The 18,296-nt window shown below is 39.9% G+C and carries 13 protein-coding genes and 2 pseudogenes; 6 read left to right on the top strand and 9 right to left on the bottom strand.

What is annotated here, in order from left to right; genetic code table 11:
• Positions 1 to 107 precede the first annotated feature (107 nt).
• Positions 108 to 305, bottom strand: a pseudogene (locus tag AB4160_RS01265) (glyoxalase); the annotation flags it as partial.
• 34 nt (positions 306 to 339) lie between these two features.
• Positions 340 to 588: pseudogene (locus tag AB4160_RS01260) on the bottom strand (IS3 family transposase); the annotation flags it as partial.
• A 404-nt stretch (positions 589 to 992) separates the two neighbouring features.
• Here AB4160_RS01260 and AB4160_RS01255 point away from each other — a divergent pair.
• The 6 genes from AB4160_RS01255 (at position 993) to AB4160_RS01230 (ending at position 7,266) form a co-directional block, all read left to right on the top strand.
• A complete protein-coding gene (locus tag AB4160_RS01255) occupies positions 993 to 1,517 on the top strand; it encodes a hypothetical protein (RefSeq protein WP_372003317.1) in 525 nt (174 codons plus the stop codon).
• Between the two features lie 96 nt (positions 1,518 to 1,613).
• The gene (locus AB4160_RS01250; RefSeq protein WP_372003313.1) at positions 1,614 to 2,108 is read left to right on the top strand and encodes a hypothetical protein; all 495 of its coding nucleotides are present in this window, start codon (positions 1,614 to 1,616) and stop codon (positions 2,106 to 2,108) included.
• Between the two features lie 71 nt (positions 2,109 to 2,179).
• Entirely contained in the window at positions 2,180 to 2,908 is a 729-nt protein-coding gene (locus tag AB4160_RS01245; protein ID WP_372003310.1) for a molecular chaperone, read from the top strand.
• Between the two features lie 85 nt (positions 2,909 to 2,993).
• Entirely contained in the window at positions 2,994 to 3,803 is an 810-nt protein-coding gene (locus AB4160_RS01240) for a hypothetical protein (protein WP_372003307.1), read from the top strand.
• Between the two features lie 5 nt (positions 3,804 to 3,808).
• The gene (locus tag AB4160_RS01235) at positions 3,809 to 6,283 is read left to right on the top strand and encodes a fimbria/pilus outer membrane usher protein (RefSeq protein ID WP_372003305.1); all 2,475 of its coding nucleotides are present in this window, start codon (positions 3,809 to 3,811) and stop codon (positions 6,281 to 6,283) included.
• A gap of 38 nt (positions 6,284 to 6,321) precedes the next feature.
• The gene (locus AB4160_RS01230; protein ID WP_372003302.1) at positions 6,322 to 7,266 is read left to right on the top strand and encodes a hypothetical protein; all 945 of its coding nucleotides are present in this window, start codon (positions 6,322 to 6,324) and stop codon (positions 7,264 to 7,266) included.
• Positions 7,267 to 7,443: 177 nt separating this feature from the next.
• Here AB4160_RS01230 and AB4160_RS01225 read toward each other — a convergent pair whose 3' ends face one another.
• From AB4160_RS01225 to AB4160_RS01195, 7 genes are all read right to left on the bottom strand, one after another.
• Positions 7,444 to 8,085, bottom strand: a complete 642-nt coding sequence (locus AB4160_RS01225; protein WP_372003299.1) for a LuxR C-terminal-related transcriptional regulator — start codon at positions 8,083 to 8,085, stop codon at positions 7,444 to 7,446.
• A gap of 755 nt (positions 8,086 to 8,840) precedes the next feature.
• Entirely contained in the window at positions 8,841 to 10,490 is a 1,650-nt protein-coding gene (gene panP, locus AB4160_RS01220) for a pyridoxal-dependent aspartate 1-decarboxylase PanP (RefSeq protein ID WP_372003296.1), read from the bottom strand.
• A 132-nt stretch (positions 10,491 to 10,622) separates the two neighbouring features.
• Positions 10,623 to 11,783, bottom strand: coding sequence for a glycerate kinase (locus tag AB4160_RS01215; protein WP_372003293.1), 1,161 nt, complete (start codon positions 11,781 to 11,783; stop codon positions 10,623 to 10,625).
• Between the two features lie 284 nt (positions 11,784 to 12,067).
• Positions 12,068 to 12,643, bottom strand: a complete 576-nt coding sequence (locus tag AB4160_RS01210; protein WP_102436104.1) for a hypothetical protein — start codon at positions 12,641 to 12,643, stop codon at positions 12,068 to 12,070.
• Between the two features lie 205 nt (positions 12,644 to 12,848).
• Positions 12,849 to 14,936: an MtrB/PioB family decaheme-associated outer membrane protein gene (locus AB4160_RS01205; RefSeq protein ID WP_372003290.1), complete on the bottom strand. Its 2,088-nt coding sequence runs from the start codon at positions 14,934 to 14,936 to the stop codon at positions 12,849 to 12,851.
• 12 nt (positions 14,937 to 14,948) lie between these two features.
• Positions 14,949 to 15,938, bottom strand: a complete 990-nt coding sequence (locus AB4160_RS01200; protein ID WP_303445679.1) for a DmsE family decaheme c-type cytochrome — start codon at positions 15,936 to 15,938, stop codon at positions 14,949 to 14,951.
• Between the two features lie 82 nt (positions 15,939 to 16,020).
• Positions 16,021 to 18,036: an OmcA/MtrC family decaheme c-type cytochrome gene (locus AB4160_RS01195; protein ID WP_372003287.1), complete on the bottom strand. Its 2,016-nt coding sequence runs from the start codon at positions 18,034 to 18,036 to the stop codon at positions 16,021 to 16,023.
• Between the last annotated feature and the right edge of the window lie 260 nt (positions 18,037 to 18,296).

Raw genomic sequence — 18,296 nt, 5'->3', positions numbered from 1 at the left:
CAATGTGGTCATTGCTCAAAGATGATTTGTGCCAAAACGAGGTTGTTTATTACAAAAAAAATCAGCAACAAACCTTGGTTAGTTGCTGATTTTTGGCTATTTAATTTCTATTCATATTCAGAAGAATAAGTTTCTGAATAAGAATGAGAATATAGCTCAAATAAGTTTCCAAATGGGTCTTCTAAATACACCATTTTGTAAGGCTTATTATCATCTTCTGGATGGTAGCGCATGATGTCCATTCTGACTTTGCCACCGAATTTTTCAACTCGCTCGATAACGCCTTCAAAATCATCTGTTTCTAACCGGCGTTTTTCAAGACAGTTGTCGCCTAAATTGTTAAGCAGCTTCTTTATGTTGCTCTGGATTTAACTCCACAGCGCCTATCGGCTGCCAGTTTCGCTCTTCTTTTGACCATCGCTCTGGATGTTCATTTCTTTTTGTCTGATACAACGCTTTTCGCTTCGCCAGTATTCCCACATCAAGACCATCATGCCTCTGGTTTGGTGTCACAAACTTAATCCTGCTATGGCGATGCTCGTTGTTGTACCAACAAACAAATTCATTGACCCATTTACGTGCTGCTTCCGGCGTTTTTCAAGTCAAAATGTAGCATCTCAATCTAGCGTTCTAATCACCATAATTTCGCCATTTTTAAGACGAAAGGCTCATCAGCAATGATGAGCCTTTCGTTTATCAGTTTTGTTAAAAAGGTCATATCTGAGTCATACTTAAATACCTATCTCATACTTAATTAACTATGTCAGACTCGAGCCTTTCAATAAGTCATTGCTTTATATATTTAATTTAATTGTGTTTATTGTAATATCTTAAAAGTATGAATTAAGCACACTGCAAGTATGAATGATTAATAACAAACTCATTCTTAAATTCATATTTTGTAAATTAACTTTATTGCTATCATCAATGTATTGATTTCATATACACCTGTTTTGGCAAAGCGTGTTTGGGCAATCTATAGGGACATTGATATGAGTGTTAACGGAAAAGGGCTTTATGCAGTGAAAAATACTGTGGCATTCTTCGTATTACATTGTTGCTTCGGACTTGCAGTTAGTCATGCCAACGAATCACTGACTTTGGCACTCTCAGGTGTTATCGAAGATAAATGTGAAATCACTATTCCAAGTAGTTCGCCTTTTGATTTTAGCCAACAGCTAATACACAGTACAACGCTGTCTATTGATTGTAACCAAACGATGTTGGTCGCACTTCGCTCTGAGTACGGTGGGCTTAAATTAAATCAAACTCAGGATGAAAATAGAATTATCGCAGCCTATGATATTGATTTAAAAATTGAATCGATTCAATTTAATATGAGCGCGAATAGTTTTGATATTCAACAAGAGCAACGATTTAATGCTGGCGAAAAAATTCCATTTGCGACGTCGGGTAGTTTAGAGATTAGCCTTCCTGAAGCATTGGTATATGCCGGGAAATACACCGATATTCTGCATGTTGAGGTTTATCCTAATTTTACCATGCAGGGTATTTAATGAAGTTTTCTCCAGATGGAGAAAGTTGCCGACCGATAGGTGAATATCGGTCGGCATAGTAAAAAACCAATCTGAAATTTTAAAAGGAGTTTTACAATGAGAAAGATTACTTTAATTGCGGCATCTTTAACAGCACTATTCGCCAGTACAGCTAACGCTGGTGACGTTCAATTAGTTGGTTTTGTTCCTGCGGTATGTGAGGTGACAGGTCTAAATACTCAATTAAATGATTTTGGTAACTTACAAGGCGCTAATACCGCTTCTGATATTGATTTTAATGTTGAATGTAATGATGTCGATGGTGCAAACATTGAAATGATTAGTGCTGAAGGTGGCCTAGAATCAGATGATGCTGAAGATCAATCTATGCCTTATACGGCTACTTTAGCCATAGTTGGTTATAGTTCTGACCTAGTGCTTAATGCGCCTGGTGGTATGGGCACTAATGGTGCAAATATTAATCAAGATTATTCTGCAGGAGGCTTGCTAGGTGGCGCATCAGCAACATTGTCATTTAGCACACCGGGTGGTGCAAGCTGGTCTGGTGGTTATTCTGATACGTTAACCGTTCAAATTAATGCGGCTAATTAATTTAGCTTAGTCAGCACAAACATGAGGGACATAACTCCCTCATGTTTAATTATATTAATATGGAGTGTTTTATGATTAAAAATATGACTACATCATGTCTAGTGGCAATGGTCAGTCTTATAACCGTTTTTAGTTTACCGAATGCTTTTGCTTATAAAGTGCAGCCTATGGTGGCAGAAATGTCACCTGTAGGTAAAAAAGCACAGTTAAATCTGCGTATAGAAAATAATGACAGTGAATCACTCACTGTTGAGATGATACCACTGCAGTTGGTTATTAATAATTCTGGTAAAATTGAATATATTCCAGCTGAAGATGATTTATTAATTATTCCTGTGACGGCTATTTTAAAACCTGGCCATTCTCAAGCTGTTATGGTGCGCTATTTAGGTGAACCTGATATCGCTGAGTCAAAAGCTTATAGTGTTGGTTTTCGTCAAATACCGATTACCATGGAAAACGGTGATAGTTCACAAGTGAATATGGCGGTTAATTTTAATACCTTGATTAATGTAGTTCCGAGCAATACGAAAGCAAATTTGCTAGTTAAAGAATTAAAATTAATAGATGGAGAGTGGAAAATAACGATTAACAACTCCGGTAACCGCTATGTACGTTTAAGTGAAACTCAATGGCAAGTTAGTGATGGTGCAAACTCACTGCAGTTAAATAAAGAGCAACTTTCTGAGTTACTGAATGGCAATTTATTTTTACCCAACTCTTCTCGAACGTTAACGATGAAGCCTATTGAATCATTCAGTATGGATAAAATTGAGATTAAAATTGAAATTATGAAATAGTGAGTTAGACTTTTTATCAGGCACCTGCTGTGTCAATTTTGTAGTTTCTTTTAGATTACTAACCTTTGAGATAAAAAGGAGGCTTATGTACATCAATTCGATAAGCTTACAAACAGTGCTTGGATGGTGCGGTATTTCTTTAATGTCTCTGTTCTTAGGAAAACCAGTGTATGGAATAGAGATCTCTCCCATGGTTACCGCACTCTCTATTGGTAGTCGTGCTAATTATCAGCAATTTTTAATTACAAATAATTCTAATTTAACTTTACCTGTAGAAATTGATGTTAATGAAATTGAGTTTAACCCCCTAGCAAGTGGTGCGAGCTATAAGGTTATATCTGAAACTTCCACCGATTTATTAGTATTTCCTCCAGCAACCGTTTTAGCTCCAGGTGCAGTTCAGTCCGTTCGTGTTCAATGGCTGGGGCAAGATACCTTAGCCAATTCCCAAAGTTATTTTATTCGTTTTAGCCAGCCTCAATTAGTCGATGATAGTGCAAGTAAAAGTGGGGTTAAAATATTTGTACATTTTAATGCGGCAGTTCACGTATCGTCCAGCAAGCAGCAACCTCAGTTGGTGATTAATACATCCTCTATTCAACATCAGATTATTAATATAGATACTGATTATTCATTACAAAAGAAACAACAAAATACCTCGTCATTGTTAAAGTTTACGGTTGATAATATAGGTAATAAATACGCTACGCTTAATGATTATTATTTGAATATAACAGAAGCCGACGGTAATACATTTACTATCGAAGAGGAGGCGCTTGTAACAGATCAAATTAACACCTTTTTTCCTCCACATTCAAAACGTGAGGTGTCCATTAATCTTGGTCGCGTATTGTCTAAAGGCTTTAGTCTAGCCATTACCCCTGTGGTGCGGTAGTTTTTATGAGTAAATTAATTCAACGATTGATATTAATGTGCTTATTACTCTCTTTTACGCTCATGGCTGAGGACGTAATATTAAACCCCACTGGGCGGGATATTAATCTACAAAGTTTGTTTCGATTACAAGACAGTCCAATTGGTGATGTTGAATTAACGATAACAGCAGATCAAAAAATTGAACTGCCAGCCACATCCACTTTGGCGTTGTTGGCTGACACCCTGGTACCGGAAACGCTTGAGCTATTATCGACATTTCAGCATGATGATGTATTAAACCAAGCTGATTTTTCAAAGGCTGGGCTTAGTTTGACTTTTGACATGTCAACTTTTGAACTAATAATGCAAGCACCTATTGAGGCGCTTAAAATTAGCGGCCTATCGTTTGCTCCCAGCAAAAATACCCGTCGATATATAGAAGCATCATCATTGAATGGTTATGTAAATCTTCACTTGTCTGCTACCAATACTTCGAATATTAGTGATGATAGCCAAAATTTTCTCGATTATAACCACCTTCTTGAAACTGGGCTTAATTACCGAAATGCCGTTTTGGAGTATGAGGCGGTTTACAATCATTTAGATGGTCAATCTGGAGAGTACTCTCGCCAAGGTACGCGTCTTAATATTGACTTTCCTAGCCAGGGTACTCGTATGGTTTTGGGGGATTTTTATAGTCGCCCCAGTGGTTTTCAGTCTGGTATTGATTTTCTTGGGTTAGGGATTTCTCGTGACTTTTCACTTATTCCAACCAGAAATGTTAGGCCAACGGCTGCACGTCAATTCACTTTAGAACGAACTTCTGAAGTTGATGTTTTAATCGATGGGGTGGTAGTAAAAAGGCTCAGCCTTGGTGCGGGTTCTTATAATCTTGAGGATATTCCTTTAGCCGAAGGCGTTAGTGATGTTGAGTTATTGATAACCGATCGTAATGGACGTCAAGAACGAATAAATTTTAGTATTGCCACGGGTATGGATCTGCTAAAACCTGGAGAATTTGAATATGCATTTAGTTCAGGAGTGACGAGTGATTTAGTTGAAGACAAGCTTAAATACGACCGCGATGCATTTGTTGTCGATGGTATGTTGGAGTACGGTCTCACGCCATCACTAACATTAGGCGTAAACATGCAGGCGGCACCTAAAATCTACCAACTGGGGCAACGGAGTTTGTTTGCTACAGGATTAGGTGTGTTTGATTTAAACCTTGCTTATAGTAACCAAGATTTAGTTGGCGAAGGAGCGGCTGCCAGTTTAGGGCTTGATGTCAGTTTCGAAGATGGCCCTGATAATTCTCAACTCAGTTTTTTTTATGAATATTTTTCTCAGTCATTTACTCGAGTCGATGATTTGTTTCAAAGATCTGATGATTCGGTTTTTAACCCTATAGATTTACTTTCTTCTTTAAATATTAACAAACATTTTTTCACCAGCCGTTATAGCCGATCAATCACTCAGGCTTTGCGAGTTAGCCTAACCCTTAACTATATTGATGTATATCAAAAGGAAGGTGATTATTGGACTATTAGCCCAGCACTTTCTGGTGATCTATTTGATACCCCAGCCACTTGGAGTGTTCGGTTAACACACAAAGATAATCAGGATGAAAGTAACGAATTTAATGCATTACTTACTCTAAGTTGGCCGTTTGGTTCATCTCGCGTGGTGAGTAGTTATAGCAGTGACTTAGAAGATTTAAAAACGGAATATAGTTATCTTAACGGCATCGGAAAAACAGGTGGGGTCAATATGTTTATCGGTGCACAGCGAACCAGTGATACAGATGCTAACCTAGAAGCGGGTATTGATTACTCTGCTAATCGGTATCAAGCCAACCTTCAACATACTAGCCGGTTTACCGACTTTACGAATAAGCAAAGTAGTCATTTTAGCCGAGCAGAACTTTCATCAGCATTAGTGTTTTCGGGTTCTCAATTTGCTTTAGGTAGACCTGTCGGAGATAGTTTTGCCATTATTCAACCGCACGCTAACTTAGCAAATAATCGTATTGATGTGGATATGTCAGATGAAGGGGCGAGAGTGCATAGTGACGGTGTAGGTGCAATGGTCGTTCCAGATCTTGTCGCATATAATGAGCAATTAATTTCCTATGATGTAACAGATTTACCTCCTGGTTACGATTTAGGTGAAGGGGTGTTCGCGCTCAATCCTGGATATAGACAAGGTTACTCACTTCAAGTGGGCTCTGATGCAATTATCACGGCTATGGGGTCAATTTTTGATAACAAAACGGGTGAACCTGTTAGTTTATTAGCGGGTAAAGCGATATCTCAAACAGATAGAAACTTTGAAGCATTAGACTTTTTTACTAATCGCAGCGGACGATTTGCGATTAGCGGCCTAAAACCTGGCACCTATTTACTCAAGCTAAATAGCGAATCAGTAGGTACATACGAGTTTATTATTAGCGATGAAAGTGGTGCATTACTTCGCTTAGGTAAGATTTATGTTGATTAACACGAGATGTATAACACACTCATCTCCTAGGAGGACATATGACTCAGACTAACTCTATCAAGTTGATTAAGACAAAACTTAAGAAGGTTTTCTGTCTGATCGCTATAATTATCGGTTCTAGTTTATTTACTATTAGCGCTTTTGCTGCTTGTGAAGCTCGAGTGCAAAGTGTCAATTTAATGAGTTCAGGTGTTCAAAATCAATATGATGTGTTTGCGACAAGTACTTTTGGTTTAGTGCAGTCTTATGAGGTGAAAGTAAATTTTAGTGACCTCAATGAAGATTGCTCCTTGAGTTTAATGATTTCAACTGTCCAGCAAGGGTATGAACTTACAGGTCAAGGTGGCAATTTATTATCATTTACGCCATACCTTCAAACTTCCGGCAGTTTTATTCAAAATAGACACTGGTTTGCAGAGGTATCACCGAACCAATCTACTTTTCGTTTTCAATTACGATTCCCGTCACAACAATTTGGAGCTGCTGGGGATTATTCAAATCAATTAATCGTTCAACTCATCCCAAGCCCAGAACAATCATCGATAGTTCTAGATGAACGTAACCAATTAATTTCATCTCGTATTCCACCTGTTGCAAGCATTAGCTTTTACGGCTTATCTCAAAGGCTTTACCCATTAGACCTTGGGCGATTAACAACAGGTAAAAAGGTAAACATCGATCCTAACTTGTATATTCGTAGTACTACAGGCTATGAAATTAGTTTCCGTTCAGATAATCAAGGTAAGTTAAGACACCAAAGTAAGCATGAACGCTGGGATGTTGACTACGAATTCAGTGTTGCTGGCAGTGTGATTGATTTTTCGGAAGCAGGTAATCAGCTAATTGTTAATGCACCGCAAAACCCTAACGGTCAAAGAATTCCTATGACGATTCAAATAGGTGAAACAGAAAATAGGCCTGGTGGTGTGTATGAAGATGAGATTCATATCGATATCAGTGCATTAGGCCTTGGAGGTTTTTAATCTAAAGCTGCTTATTAAATAACATCGCTCTTTGGCGGAGGGGATCAGTAAGTCACTATTTTTTAAATCTGTTTTATCAGCAGCTAAAACAGATTTCAGCTATAGAAAAGAAGATGACTCAATTGAAACAAATAACGCTAAATTACTCTCTACAATTTTATTTCATTGGAGGATTTTTTATATTGTATGTAGATGAACCTTTGCCCAATTCACCGCTTGGATACGGTTTTTAACCTCAGTTTTCTTGAATACCTTATAAAGATGAGATTTAACCGTGTGTTCACTCACAAATAGTGCATTAGCAATATCAATGTTGGAGTTGCAGGTGGTGAGTAATTTCAGTACATCACGCTCACGGCGAGTGAGAGAGACGGGTTGTTGTTCTGGAGGGAGTTCATCCTTTCGGTAGTGTTGCAGTAACTCGCTCATCATTGTTCTTGGTAACCAACATTCACCCGCGAGAATTTTTCGCATTCCACGCTTCAATAAATCCAGTGAGCATGATTTGGGGAAAACACCGCAACAATTTGGCCAATCGAGTAAATCTCGCTTTTTGAAGTTTTGAGCAGTATTCAGTAAAACGGTATGCACTTGGTTAATATCTTCATTAAATAAACTATCCCAACAACTTTCATCAATATTCGGTAAGTCAGCGACATCAACAAGTAATAATGGATTTGATGTGTTTTCGAGGTGAGATAGATCTCTTTCACTGCTAATGAATAGGGTCTCACAACCTAAATTTGTTTTTAGAAAATCAGAAATAGCTCGACTCTGAATAGACAACTTCATGACTAAAAATAGAGTTTGTTTAAACATAATGAATCATTTCCTTTTCATCACCGTGGTGTATTAGAGGATCATATCTAACTCCGAATCTACCATTTAAATTAGCACACATGGTCTATTTCTGCCATATTTTGAAAAATGATGACCTGATATAGATAGGTTGTTAATTTCTACTCTTAAAAACCTTATCAAGTTAAATAATTGTCAATGCTAGTGTATCATTTTGATTTTATTGCTTATTATTGAATAATGTTTTGAGGAATTATCGTGTCTTAATTGATAGTGAATGTGTAACTGTTCATTTAGCGTTACAATAAATCACACTTTATTAGTAAGGATATTAATCTTGTTGGTTCGCAGCTTAAAAATAATGATGCTTTTGCTTCTGTCTATGAGTGCATACTCAGTGACGGCGGATGAGCATGAGCAGTCGGTTATTTTTAGTGATTAAACGTTAGCTGATTGTTTTATCATTAAGTTTAATGTTGCTTGGTGCCCGAAGCTGTCAATCATGAGCGCAAGATGTACTCAGCGAGGTTATAGTTTGATAATGTGGAAGTTGTTTATGTTAATTTTGATAGCCATTACACCACAAGAGTCTATTAGTGGATAAAACCTAGAAGGTATATTGAGTTAGATGTGACCGCTATGACCCGAATTGGTATTCAGCGCCACTACGGCTGTAGTGCAAGCAGTTAAGTGTTTTGGAGAATAAATAACTTGTATAAATATGCCCACTTTACAGTGGGCTTATTTTTGAGCGTCTAAGAATAAAGCAAGCTTAATCAGTAGGCTTTTGCTATTGATAATAACTGCGGTAAAAATTCATTATCTAATGTGGCAATCTCGGCTTGTTCACTTAACACATCATGTAAAATTTCATGGGTAGTAAGCGGGTTTGCTAATACCACTCTAAATACCGTGACGATTTCACGGTGGTATTTAGCCGGTTTTATTCTCGTACGTGAGACAAATGATTTACCTTGTTCACGTTGATGCTTTTGAATAAAGCGGGTTAAGCGGTCAAGCAGGTAATTACAGCGCTCTACAGTATTTATATCATCATTAGCTAATGCTTTATCAATTGTTAGTTGAACAGTCTTAGGCACGTAACGGTAGGTCAAAATACATAATTCAGGCTCTGTGATGAGCTCAAAATTTTCATCTGCAGCAATGTGCGAGGCAAAATAACGGGCCATTTCTAGACCGTTGTTGATTAAAATCTCATAACCGTCACCACCGATGATCTGTAAACAAGCATGCACTAGCATTGCCATGCCAGGTCGTGAGCCTTCGAGGGTTTGACTACCTAAATCTTTAGAGCCTACTCGCAAAATATACTCGGCATGATGAGCAATGGCATGTGCAAGCTCTGGGTCTTTAAATAACACCATGCCCGCACCCATAGGCACGTACATTTGTTTATGGGCATCAATAGTGACCGAGTCGGCTAATTCAATGCCATCGAGTAAATAGCGGTATTTGTTCGACAGTAAACTGGCCCCGCCCCAAGCTGCATCAACATGAAAGTGGCATTGGAGTTCAGTGGCGAGTTTTGACAGTTCAACTAGTGGGTCGATATTACCGGTTTCGGTGGTGCCAGCAACACCCACAATGGCCATTACCTTAATATTGTCATCGGCGAGCTTTAAGGCGGTTTGACGCATGGCCGCTACATCGACTTTATTGTCCGCAGTGGTGGGGGTACTGATGATGTTGTCTCGACCAATACCCAGTAAGTCAGCGGTTTTACCAATTGAGTAATGGCCGCGCTCAGACACTAAGATGGCTAAATCGTCATATCCATAGTGTTTCAGTGCTTTAGGTAATCCTTCACGGTTAATGCCTTTAAAATTACCATCAGCTTTTAGTAACTGGTTTCGTGCTATCCATAATGCGGTGATATTGGCCACCGTGCCACCAGAGCAAAATGCGCCAAGGGAGTAGTTAGCGCTGTGCATCCATTGCTCATAAAAGTCAGTGTCTTGGCTGTAAATTAAGTGATGCATCATCCCCAGCACTTGGCGCTCTAATGGAGTGAATGCTTTAGATGTTTCGATTTTGACTAAGTTCTGATTCAAGCCCACCATCATTTTAGATAAGGGTAAAACAAAGTAGGGCAGCGCTGATGTCATATGACCGATGAAGCTCGGCGCCGAGGTATGCACCGAGTGTGCTACCAGATTTTGCATTATTTCGTCAGTATAATCAGATACAAAACGAGGCGAATCAGGAATTTGAAACGCTTTAAAGTCAGTTTCAATAAGTGATAATGGCTTTTCTAATGCAGCAATACTCTTACCTAAAAAGCCCGCTAAGTCTTCAGAAAGTTTCTGCTCGATAATGCTTAATGTTGAGTCAGCATCTTCAGGTACGGTAAAAATACGCAGAAGACTTGCCTCTGATGCTTGTGCTATGCGGTCGTGTTTGGTCATTAACTGGTGCCATCATTTTTATTCTTGGGCCAATAATGTGCTAAATATATTGATATAAGCGCTTTCATGGCCATTATGAGGGCTAACTTTACTGCAAGGATTATTTCGCAGCAAGTTTTTAACTCAAACTGACTATTTACTCAGCGACAACTGATAAATTGCGGCGATATTCTGCGCAGTATTCGCCAGGTTGTCATGGGCGTTAGCCAGAATATCATCCAGTGGTGCTAATGACGGAATAATAGGAAATATCGCTGTCATGCCTTGAGCTAAAATTAGCTCGGCGCCATCACCAAAGCAGCCAGCAATGCCAATGACAGGTACGTCTTGATGTATACCTTGTTGCAGCACACCCATTGGGGTTTTACCGCCTAATGTCTGGCTGTCCATGCGTCCTTCACCTGTGATGACGAGATCGGCGTCAGCGATAGCATCTGCAAGCTTCACCGTGTCAATGACGATATCGACCCCCGGCTTTAGCTTGGCATTGAGTAGTGTCATCACCCCATAGCCCATACCGCCGGCCGCGCCTGCGCCAGGAAACTCAGCGAGCTCAGTTGTCGTTGTAAGTGAATGAGTTGCACAAACCACCTTGGCAAAGTGAGCTAATGCAGCATCAAGTTCTGTAACCATCTGCTCATCTGCGCCTTTTTGAGGACCAAAAACAGCGGATGCGCCATTAGGGCCGCATAGCGGATTATCTACATCACAGGCCACCTCAATTTTACATCGCGCCAGTAACGGGTGAGCTGATGTGTTATCAATTTTTGCAAGCTCGGTTAACCCCAAGGCGCCATAAGAAATAGGCTTATTTTGTGCTGTAAGTAAGGTAAAACCTAACGCCTGGACCATACCTGCACCGGCATCGTTTGTCGCACTGCCACCTAAACCTAAAATAATATGTTTTATACCTCGGTCTAAAGCGTCTTTTATTAATTCACCCGTGCCATAACTTGTCATTAGCATAGGGTTACGGTTAGCACGTTCCACGTAATCTAGGCCAGATGCTGCGGCCATCTCAATCACAGCGGTCGCAGTTTGAGCATCTTGATTAATGATGCCGTAATGAGCGTTTACAGGAGTGCCTTCGGGGCCTGTGACTTGCAAGCTGATAATTTCCCCTTGGGTTGCATCAACCATAGCCTGCACCGTACCTTCGCCACCATCGGCCATCGGCACTTTACAATACTGAGCATCAGGAAATACTCGCTTAAAACCTGCTTCAATGGCATTAGCAACACCTAAGGCGCTGAGGCTTTCTTTGAAGGAGTCTGGCGCAATGACAATTTTCATAGGTGTCCTACCTGTAGTAACTTAGTGATTGGCGTTTAAACCTGAGCTTATGAATAAATTAGCAGTAAATGCATGTTTGATAAATGCTTAAAACGAAGCAGCTATTGAAAAATTTTATTATTGCTATTGGATAAGTGGATATTAGCCATAAAGCTGGCTTTGATAGGGGCAGGACTTGGGGATAGGACTTAGGCCAGGAGTAAAAATGAAAATGGGCACTCATCTCATGATAAATGCCCACAAATATATAATTCAGCTGAAAACCACCAAAGTGTAAGTGATGGTTAGGCGACGGAAATTTGGTTAAACAACTGGAATAGCCAATAGCCAAATAAACCGTAGCTGGTTAACAGTGTCAATATGGTCGAAAACTTTGCCACTGGCGCAATAGGCGTTTGTTTTAAGGCTAAGTGGCACAATACAATAGAAAACAGGCTGATTGGGGCAACAATAATGCTTAAAGGCAAAATAATAATCGCCCCTGTTAGTAGTATTAACGCCGATTGCATACAAGGCACTTTTTTATTGGTTAACAACAGTGGCACTAACGCCGCACCAAAGCCCAATAACACAGCGCCCAAATATAGAATAAATTGTGCCAAGGATTGATACTCGGCAATAAAGCCAATTAACGCAATAAGCGGAAACACTAAGCTCAGTGTGACATGCTTTTGGCTAACACTTTTTTGCACGTATAAGCCTGCAAAATAGCAGCTAGCTTGCGCGATAGCATTAACGCAAGTAAAGGCCATTAAAGCAATGAAGATAAGAATGCTGTTATTGGTCATAACGGTTGAACTGGCGGCAAATGCCGGAAATGCAACCATTGAGCTAAGCAGAACAATTGATGTTTTTTGCATAATAATTTGGCTATTTCTACTGTATGAAATCAAAGATAGTGGCACTAGCAGTAAATTTTAATCGACTATTAGTGTAATAGCTTTTGTTAATTTAGTAATTGCAGATTATTTGTAGTTTATTGATAGTTACTGCACAAAACGTTAAATTTATCGCAAAAAAAAGCCTGCTATATTGCGATAGCAGGCTGGTATTTTTTACTTAGTTTTATAATTTGTAATTTACACTTAACATAATCATATGTGCTGTGTAGTCATGGCTATTACTGCCAAAACTCATTACATTCCAAATGGTATCTGGTTGGATATCATTGGCTGCATCATTATCTAAGTACTTTTCAATTTTGTAGTCTAAACGGACAGCCATTTTGTCAGTGGCTTGGTATTGACCATATAAATTGACGTTGTGCACTTTAGCAAAGTAGTCACCGTAGTTGCCAGTAACATTTTGGCGAACTTGAGTCGTACTGTCAGATTCTGAATAGGTGTAATCTAAACCTAAACGTAAACGGCTATCCATTAAGTTGTTGTAACTTAAATTTGCACCGACAACATCGATAGTATCTTCGATATCCGCTTCCCAAGTTGGACCTGAGAATGTGTTACTACCCGCTTGTTGTGACTCAATGATTTGATAATTATAAAATGCATTTAGCATCACATCTTTATTAAACATGTAGTTGAAATTGATATCGTAACTAGTGTCTTTCGACTCAGTTAGGCCAATTTCAGTGTCTGTATAATCATCAAGTGCGTAACGCGCGCCAAAATCGATGGCTAATGCTTCGAGAGGGCTATAGCTCACTCGCGCTTCAACCATACTACGGTCACGATCAGCAATGTAGTACTTACGTAATAAGTCGTTATTTTCTGAAGAGGTCCACTCAGACGCTTGGTAATCAGAACCATCCCGGCTGCCAAAGCTACCTTTAATCCACATGTCCCATTTATCAAAACTGTTTAAACGGTAACGGGCCCAAACTGTGCTTTCTTCAGTGACTTCACGCTCTGAATAACTACGCTCATCACGGTTATAATCAACTCCTGCATCAAGCTTCATTCCGCGAGTAATGCGGTAATCTGCAGCAATCTTAGCGCGATGAGTCGTTTGATCGTATGGCGTGTTATAAGCCACTTGACCGTTGACATCATTGATGCTGATTTGAGTCCACTCTTCGATGTTGGTGTTGTTGTCGCGATCTGAGTAGTCGTAGCTACCAGTAACACGAACTTCACGGTTGATACGCTTAGCTGCTTTTAACGTTAAGCCGGTGATATCAACTTTGGCATCAATTGATTCCGTTGGTACGCTGTAACCATAGCCTGAGGTGACTAAATCTTGATCTTGAGTCATTTGACCAAACATCAAACGGCCACTGATAGCTGCGCCATTTTCATTGTATTGACCTAATAACGACACAATATGTGATTCGTTGTCAGGGTCTAATGACATATAACCACGGGTTTGGCCACCAAACGTTGGGTTAAAGGCATTGTCATAGCTTAACTGGGCATTATCATTTTTAAAGATAGAACCGTCATAGTTAAGGCTAGTGAACCAGTTAGCGCCTCTAAATTTAATACCCGCATTGATGGTATCAGTGGTGTAATCAACAGGCTCTGCAATCATCATAGATTGATTGAAAAAGCTACCCGATGCCGTTTTGGTGCCGGTTTTTTCTTCACGTTGATAATTCACATAAGTAGTGAATAGTGACTCAGTTTGATATTCAAACCCTAAACCTGCACGTTCACGTTTAAGTGATAATTCAAACGGGTTTAAGCTGTTACCAAGCTCAGTCATACCGTCAGTTGTACCTGCTGTCACCCAGCCGTCAGGCAAGGTTAAATCGTTACCACCAATACCACTGTATGGAGACATCACGGTATTAGAGCTATAAGTAGCAATTGAGCGATAATTAAGGTTGAAGTTATATTGGCCTAATTTGCCAACATTCACATCTAAACGGCCATTGTCTAACCCTAAATCGGTGGCTTCAACTTTAGCGCGGTAGCCCGATTTACCAATATAGTTAATATCAGCATCAACTTTGGGAGCAAACTCGTTGCTGCTGCCAAATGCATTGGCAGAGTGAATATCATCTTCGCTGTTATACGCAACGCCTACACCCACACTACCGGTTACGCCAGTTTCTACAGCACAACCTTTACAAACCCACTTGTCATATTTGACTTTGTCTGTGTTGGCATTACCGACACCGTAGCCATCAGCGGCCATTGCAAAACCTGCATTGGCTACTAGCGCTAAGGTGATTAAGTTCAGTTTAAATTTCATAGTCGTACATCCTTAACGCTGAAGTAATTTGCCAGAAGGGTGGTTTGAACCATGTACTTGGCTATGACAATTTAAACAACTGCGGCCACCAGTAAAGGCATTATCACCAACATTAGAACCCATTCCTGTGTTGCCTAAGTAAGCATTGCTAGCATGACCATCGCTGGCATGACATTGCTGACATAGCTGAGGAGCACGAGTTTTTAGCATTCCTTCGTTAACTGAACCATGTGGGTTATGACAACTTACACAGTTTTCTGTCACTGGTGCGTGTTCCCAAAGTTTTGGACCACGTTTTTCAGCATGACATGAGTAACATGTTTCATTGACACTTGGTTTAACAAGATCTGAATCAGCCATGCTGCCATGTGGGTTGTGACAATCACTACAGGTCATTTGGTCAAACTTCATTGGATGACTTGAGCGTTTGTTCATGTCGGTTTTAACTTTAACATGACAACTAGTACAGACTTCCATTTCAGTCTTTTTAGACAAAATAGGGTCATTTGCAGTATGAACATTATGACAAGATGCACAAGCAACATCAGCATTATCATGATGGCTAGTGTTCCAAGACATACGCTTGTCGTCTAAGTGACAGCCCATACAAACACTGTTTTGCTTTTCAGGTGCTAAGGTTGAGTTAGGGCCAAAAGCAATCATTGGCTCATTACCACCACGGTTATGCTTACCCATTGGGCCATGACACGCTTCACATTGAAGGCCAGCCATTGGGCTTTTTGATGAGTCAATTGCGCCATGAACACCTTTAAAGATATCCATTACTTTTTCTGAACGCTTATGACACATTAAGCATGAGTCAGCGCCTTTAGGTGAATAACTACCTTCTTCGAACTTTTTATCAAGTACGGCTTCAACTTCGTCAGGTGTCATTTTTGCATCCCACTTCGACGCATAAGCCGAGTGAGACATCCCAAGCGATAGCAAAACAACTGCCATAAATGTCGGGATTAAAGTGTTTAATTTCATTTTGATTTTCATAGTGAGGCTTCCCAATCTATCCATGATGTTGATGTGATTTATGTAATCTTAGGGAGAAGCAAGCTTCTCCCTTAAGGGTAAATTACATCTTCACCGCGGTGTGATCGAAAATAGTAGGTGCGTGACAGAAGAAACAGGTTTCTAACTGAGCAGCATCATTCGCCTCTTGGTAAGGCCCATTAACTAAACCGCCTTGGCTTTGAGCATGATTCTTGATTTCTTCAAAGCCATGACAAGAAGCACAAGTTGCTGTGATTGGGGTGGTGTACAAGCTCTCTTTTTGACCAGGATCTGAGTAAGCTTCGATGACCGATGATGCTAATGCGCCTTTAAGCTTGAATGCATCAAGATTAAAGTCGTTATGACACTGAGTACAATCACTGATGATATCTTCAGCACCATGAACACTGTGAAGCTTCATTTCTAAAGCACCTTGGTTTGCACCAGATGCGTATGTACCATCAGGGGTATGACAAGTCACACAAGCATCAACACCAATAATGACTTCGCCATCAGCATTTTCACGACCTAATTGTTCAGTCATAACGAAACCAGCATGATGTCCTTTATGAATTTCAAAAGTTTCACCGTGACAGTTTTGACAAGTTGAGAATGCGACAGAATCAGTATGGCGCATGCTTGGTGCTTCACCTGAGAAAGTACCAAATGTCATATCTGCTTTCATACTGGTCGTCATGACATCGTCACCACAATCAACAGTTGCAACACCATCGTTACACATTTCTAAACCAATAAAGCTGAAAGCAGTATCAGTGTCTTGAATACCAGCTGGTGAATCAACACCAAATGGTAGAGAAGGTATAGTGTATTCTAAGTTACCAGCAACAACCGATACCATATCTTGCAACTCGCCACCGCTTACTAAATCAACAGCAACTTTTGCTAAACCCGTTCCAGGACTTGCGTTGTACCCCATTACAGGGAAGTTTGGTCCAACGTTTGTGATTGTTTCTAAACGTTGAATTTGGCTAACAAAATCAGATGCATTAAGTGCATTACCTGTTGCATCAGTAATAGATACAGAAAGCGTCGCTGAGTTGTCTTCATTAACGGTAAGGGTTGAATTCATACCGTACATGTCGATGAAGGCTTTTTTCTCAGCCAAACCGCTAGTGTGAATTTCTTCAGTCCAGCTGGCATTGTGACATGCGATACAGTTTGAATTATCAGACTGTTGTGGGTGACCTTGGCCTGCTTCGAAGTCGATGTTTGTATGACAACTAGTACAAGTTTCCATGGTTGGAACACGTGTCCAGTTACCCCATTCAGTTAAGTCTTCTGACTCAACGTGACATGATTGGCAATTATCTTGAACTATGGCGTGAGCTGTTTCGGCGGTATTATCATTATGGCCCCAAGCTTTGTTTGAGTTGTGAACGTTATGCACTAAGTGAGCAAAGGCAACTTCAGGTTTACCACGACCGTCAGCCCACTCTTGGGTATGACAAGTAATACAGGTTTCTGCTGTCGTTGCTTGATGGTGAATAGTTTCACCTTCAGCATGACAAGCTGTACAGACTTCATGTGAAACAATATTTTTAGTATATTTAGCTTCATAGCCTTCGCCATCAAAATCAGCAACGATTTCACTTACCGGAACGGGCGTTACGCCGTCAAGTAGGGTAGAGGCTTTTGATACAACGTTGAAACGTTGGGTTAAATCAGCATTAAATGTGTCAGTGTCAAAGCTGTCGAAGGTAAATTCGTAACTACCATTTTTGTTATCCACAAAAGTCGATGTAGAACCTAGCTTCTGCCAATTAGCACTATTACCGGCGCCAGTGGCTCCGGCTGGGATTAACTGTGCAGAATTTTTAATTGAAATATCTTTTAAACCAACAACAACTAAATCTTCTTCGTTGGTTGCGAATACTTCAACGATAGGCATACCATCTTCATAAGTCACCTTAGTGACATCAAGATTAAGTTGTGCAATCGTTTCAGCTGGTTCGCCGCCTGGAAGGCCTGGGATACCATCTTTACCATCATCTCCGTCACTACCACAGCCGCTTAAGGCCACGCTTACTGCACTTGCTACGAGCATTAGTGCTAATTTGGAATTTTTCTTGTTCATCATTTGTCCCTGCATCAATAAGACATTGCTAATTTTGACTTAGCTTTTGCGCTACATAGATACTTAGTCTATTGAGTCAATTTAGCTTTTTTGGATTTTAAATTCATTAATATAAGATTAATCCACAATTAGAGAAAAATCTTTATATGTCGACTGAGACTGTGAAGCGGATCAGTCTATTTATAAATAGGTACATATTTTGTGAAAAATCAATTTTAATATTTTTTAAATAAAAAGAGCCGCACAGGTGCGACTCTTTTTTA

The sequence above is a fragment of the Shewanella sp. 10N.286.51.B8 genome, assembly GCF_041469325.1.
In the GTDB taxonomy this organism is placed as follows: Bacteria; Pseudomonadota; Gammaproteobacteria; order Enterobacterales; family Shewanellaceae; genus Shewanella.
This window is presented reverse-complemented; position numbering and strand designations above follow the sequence as displayed.

Excerpts from the sequence above, each read along its gene's own strand:
- AB4160_RS01255 (WP_372003317.1), top strand. The coding sequence starts at position 993 with ATGAGTGTTAACGGAAAAGGGCTTTATGCAGTGAAAAATACTGTGGCA.
- AB4160_RS01250 (WP_372003313.1), top strand. The coding sequence starts at position 1,614 with ATGAGAAAGATTACTTTAATTGCGGCATCTTTAACAGCACTATTCGCC.
- AB4160_RS01245 (WP_372003310.1), top strand. The coding sequence starts at position 2,180 with ATGATTAAAAATATGACTACATCATGTCTAGTGGCAATGGTCAGTCTT.
- AB4160_RS01240 (WP_372003307.1), top strand. The coding sequence starts at position 2,994 with ATGTACATCAATTCGATAAGCTTACAAACAGTGCTTGGATGGTGCGGT.
- AB4160_RS01235 (WP_372003305.1), top strand. The coding sequence starts at position 3,809 with ATGAGTAAATTAATTCAACGATTGATATTAATGTGCTTATTACTCTCT.
- AB4160_RS01230 (WP_372003302.1), top strand. The coding sequence starts at position 6,322 with ATGACTCAGACTAACTCTATCAAGTTGATTAAGACAAAACTTAAGAAG.
- AB4160_RS01225 (WP_372003299.1), bottom strand. The coding sequence starts at position 8,085 with ATGTTTAAACAAACTCTATTTTTAGTCATGAAGTTGTCTATTCAGAGT.
- panP (WP_372003296.1), bottom strand. The coding sequence starts at position 10,490 with ATGACCAAACACGACCGCATAGCACAAGCATCAGAGGCAAGTCTTCTG.
- AB4160_RS01215 (WP_372003293.1), bottom strand. The coding sequence starts at position 11,783 with ATGAAAATTGTCATTGCGCCAGACTCCTTCAAAGAAAGCCTCAGCGCC.
- AB4160_RS01210 (WP_102436104.1), bottom strand. The coding sequence starts at position 12,643 with ATGCAAAAAACATCAATTGTTCTGCTTAGCTCAATGGTTGCATTTCCG.
- AB4160_RS01205 (WP_372003290.1), bottom strand. The coding sequence starts at position 14,936 with ATGAAATTTAAACTGAACTTAATCACCTTAGCGCTAGTAGCCAATGCA.
- AB4160_RS01200 (WP_303445679.1), bottom strand. The coding sequence starts at position 15,938 with ATGAAAATCAAAATGAAATTAAACACTTTAATCCCGACATTTATGGCA.
- AB4160_RS01195 (WP_372003287.1), bottom strand. The coding sequence starts at position 18,036 with ATGATGAACAAGAAAAATTCCAAATTAGCACTAATGCTCGTAGCAAGT.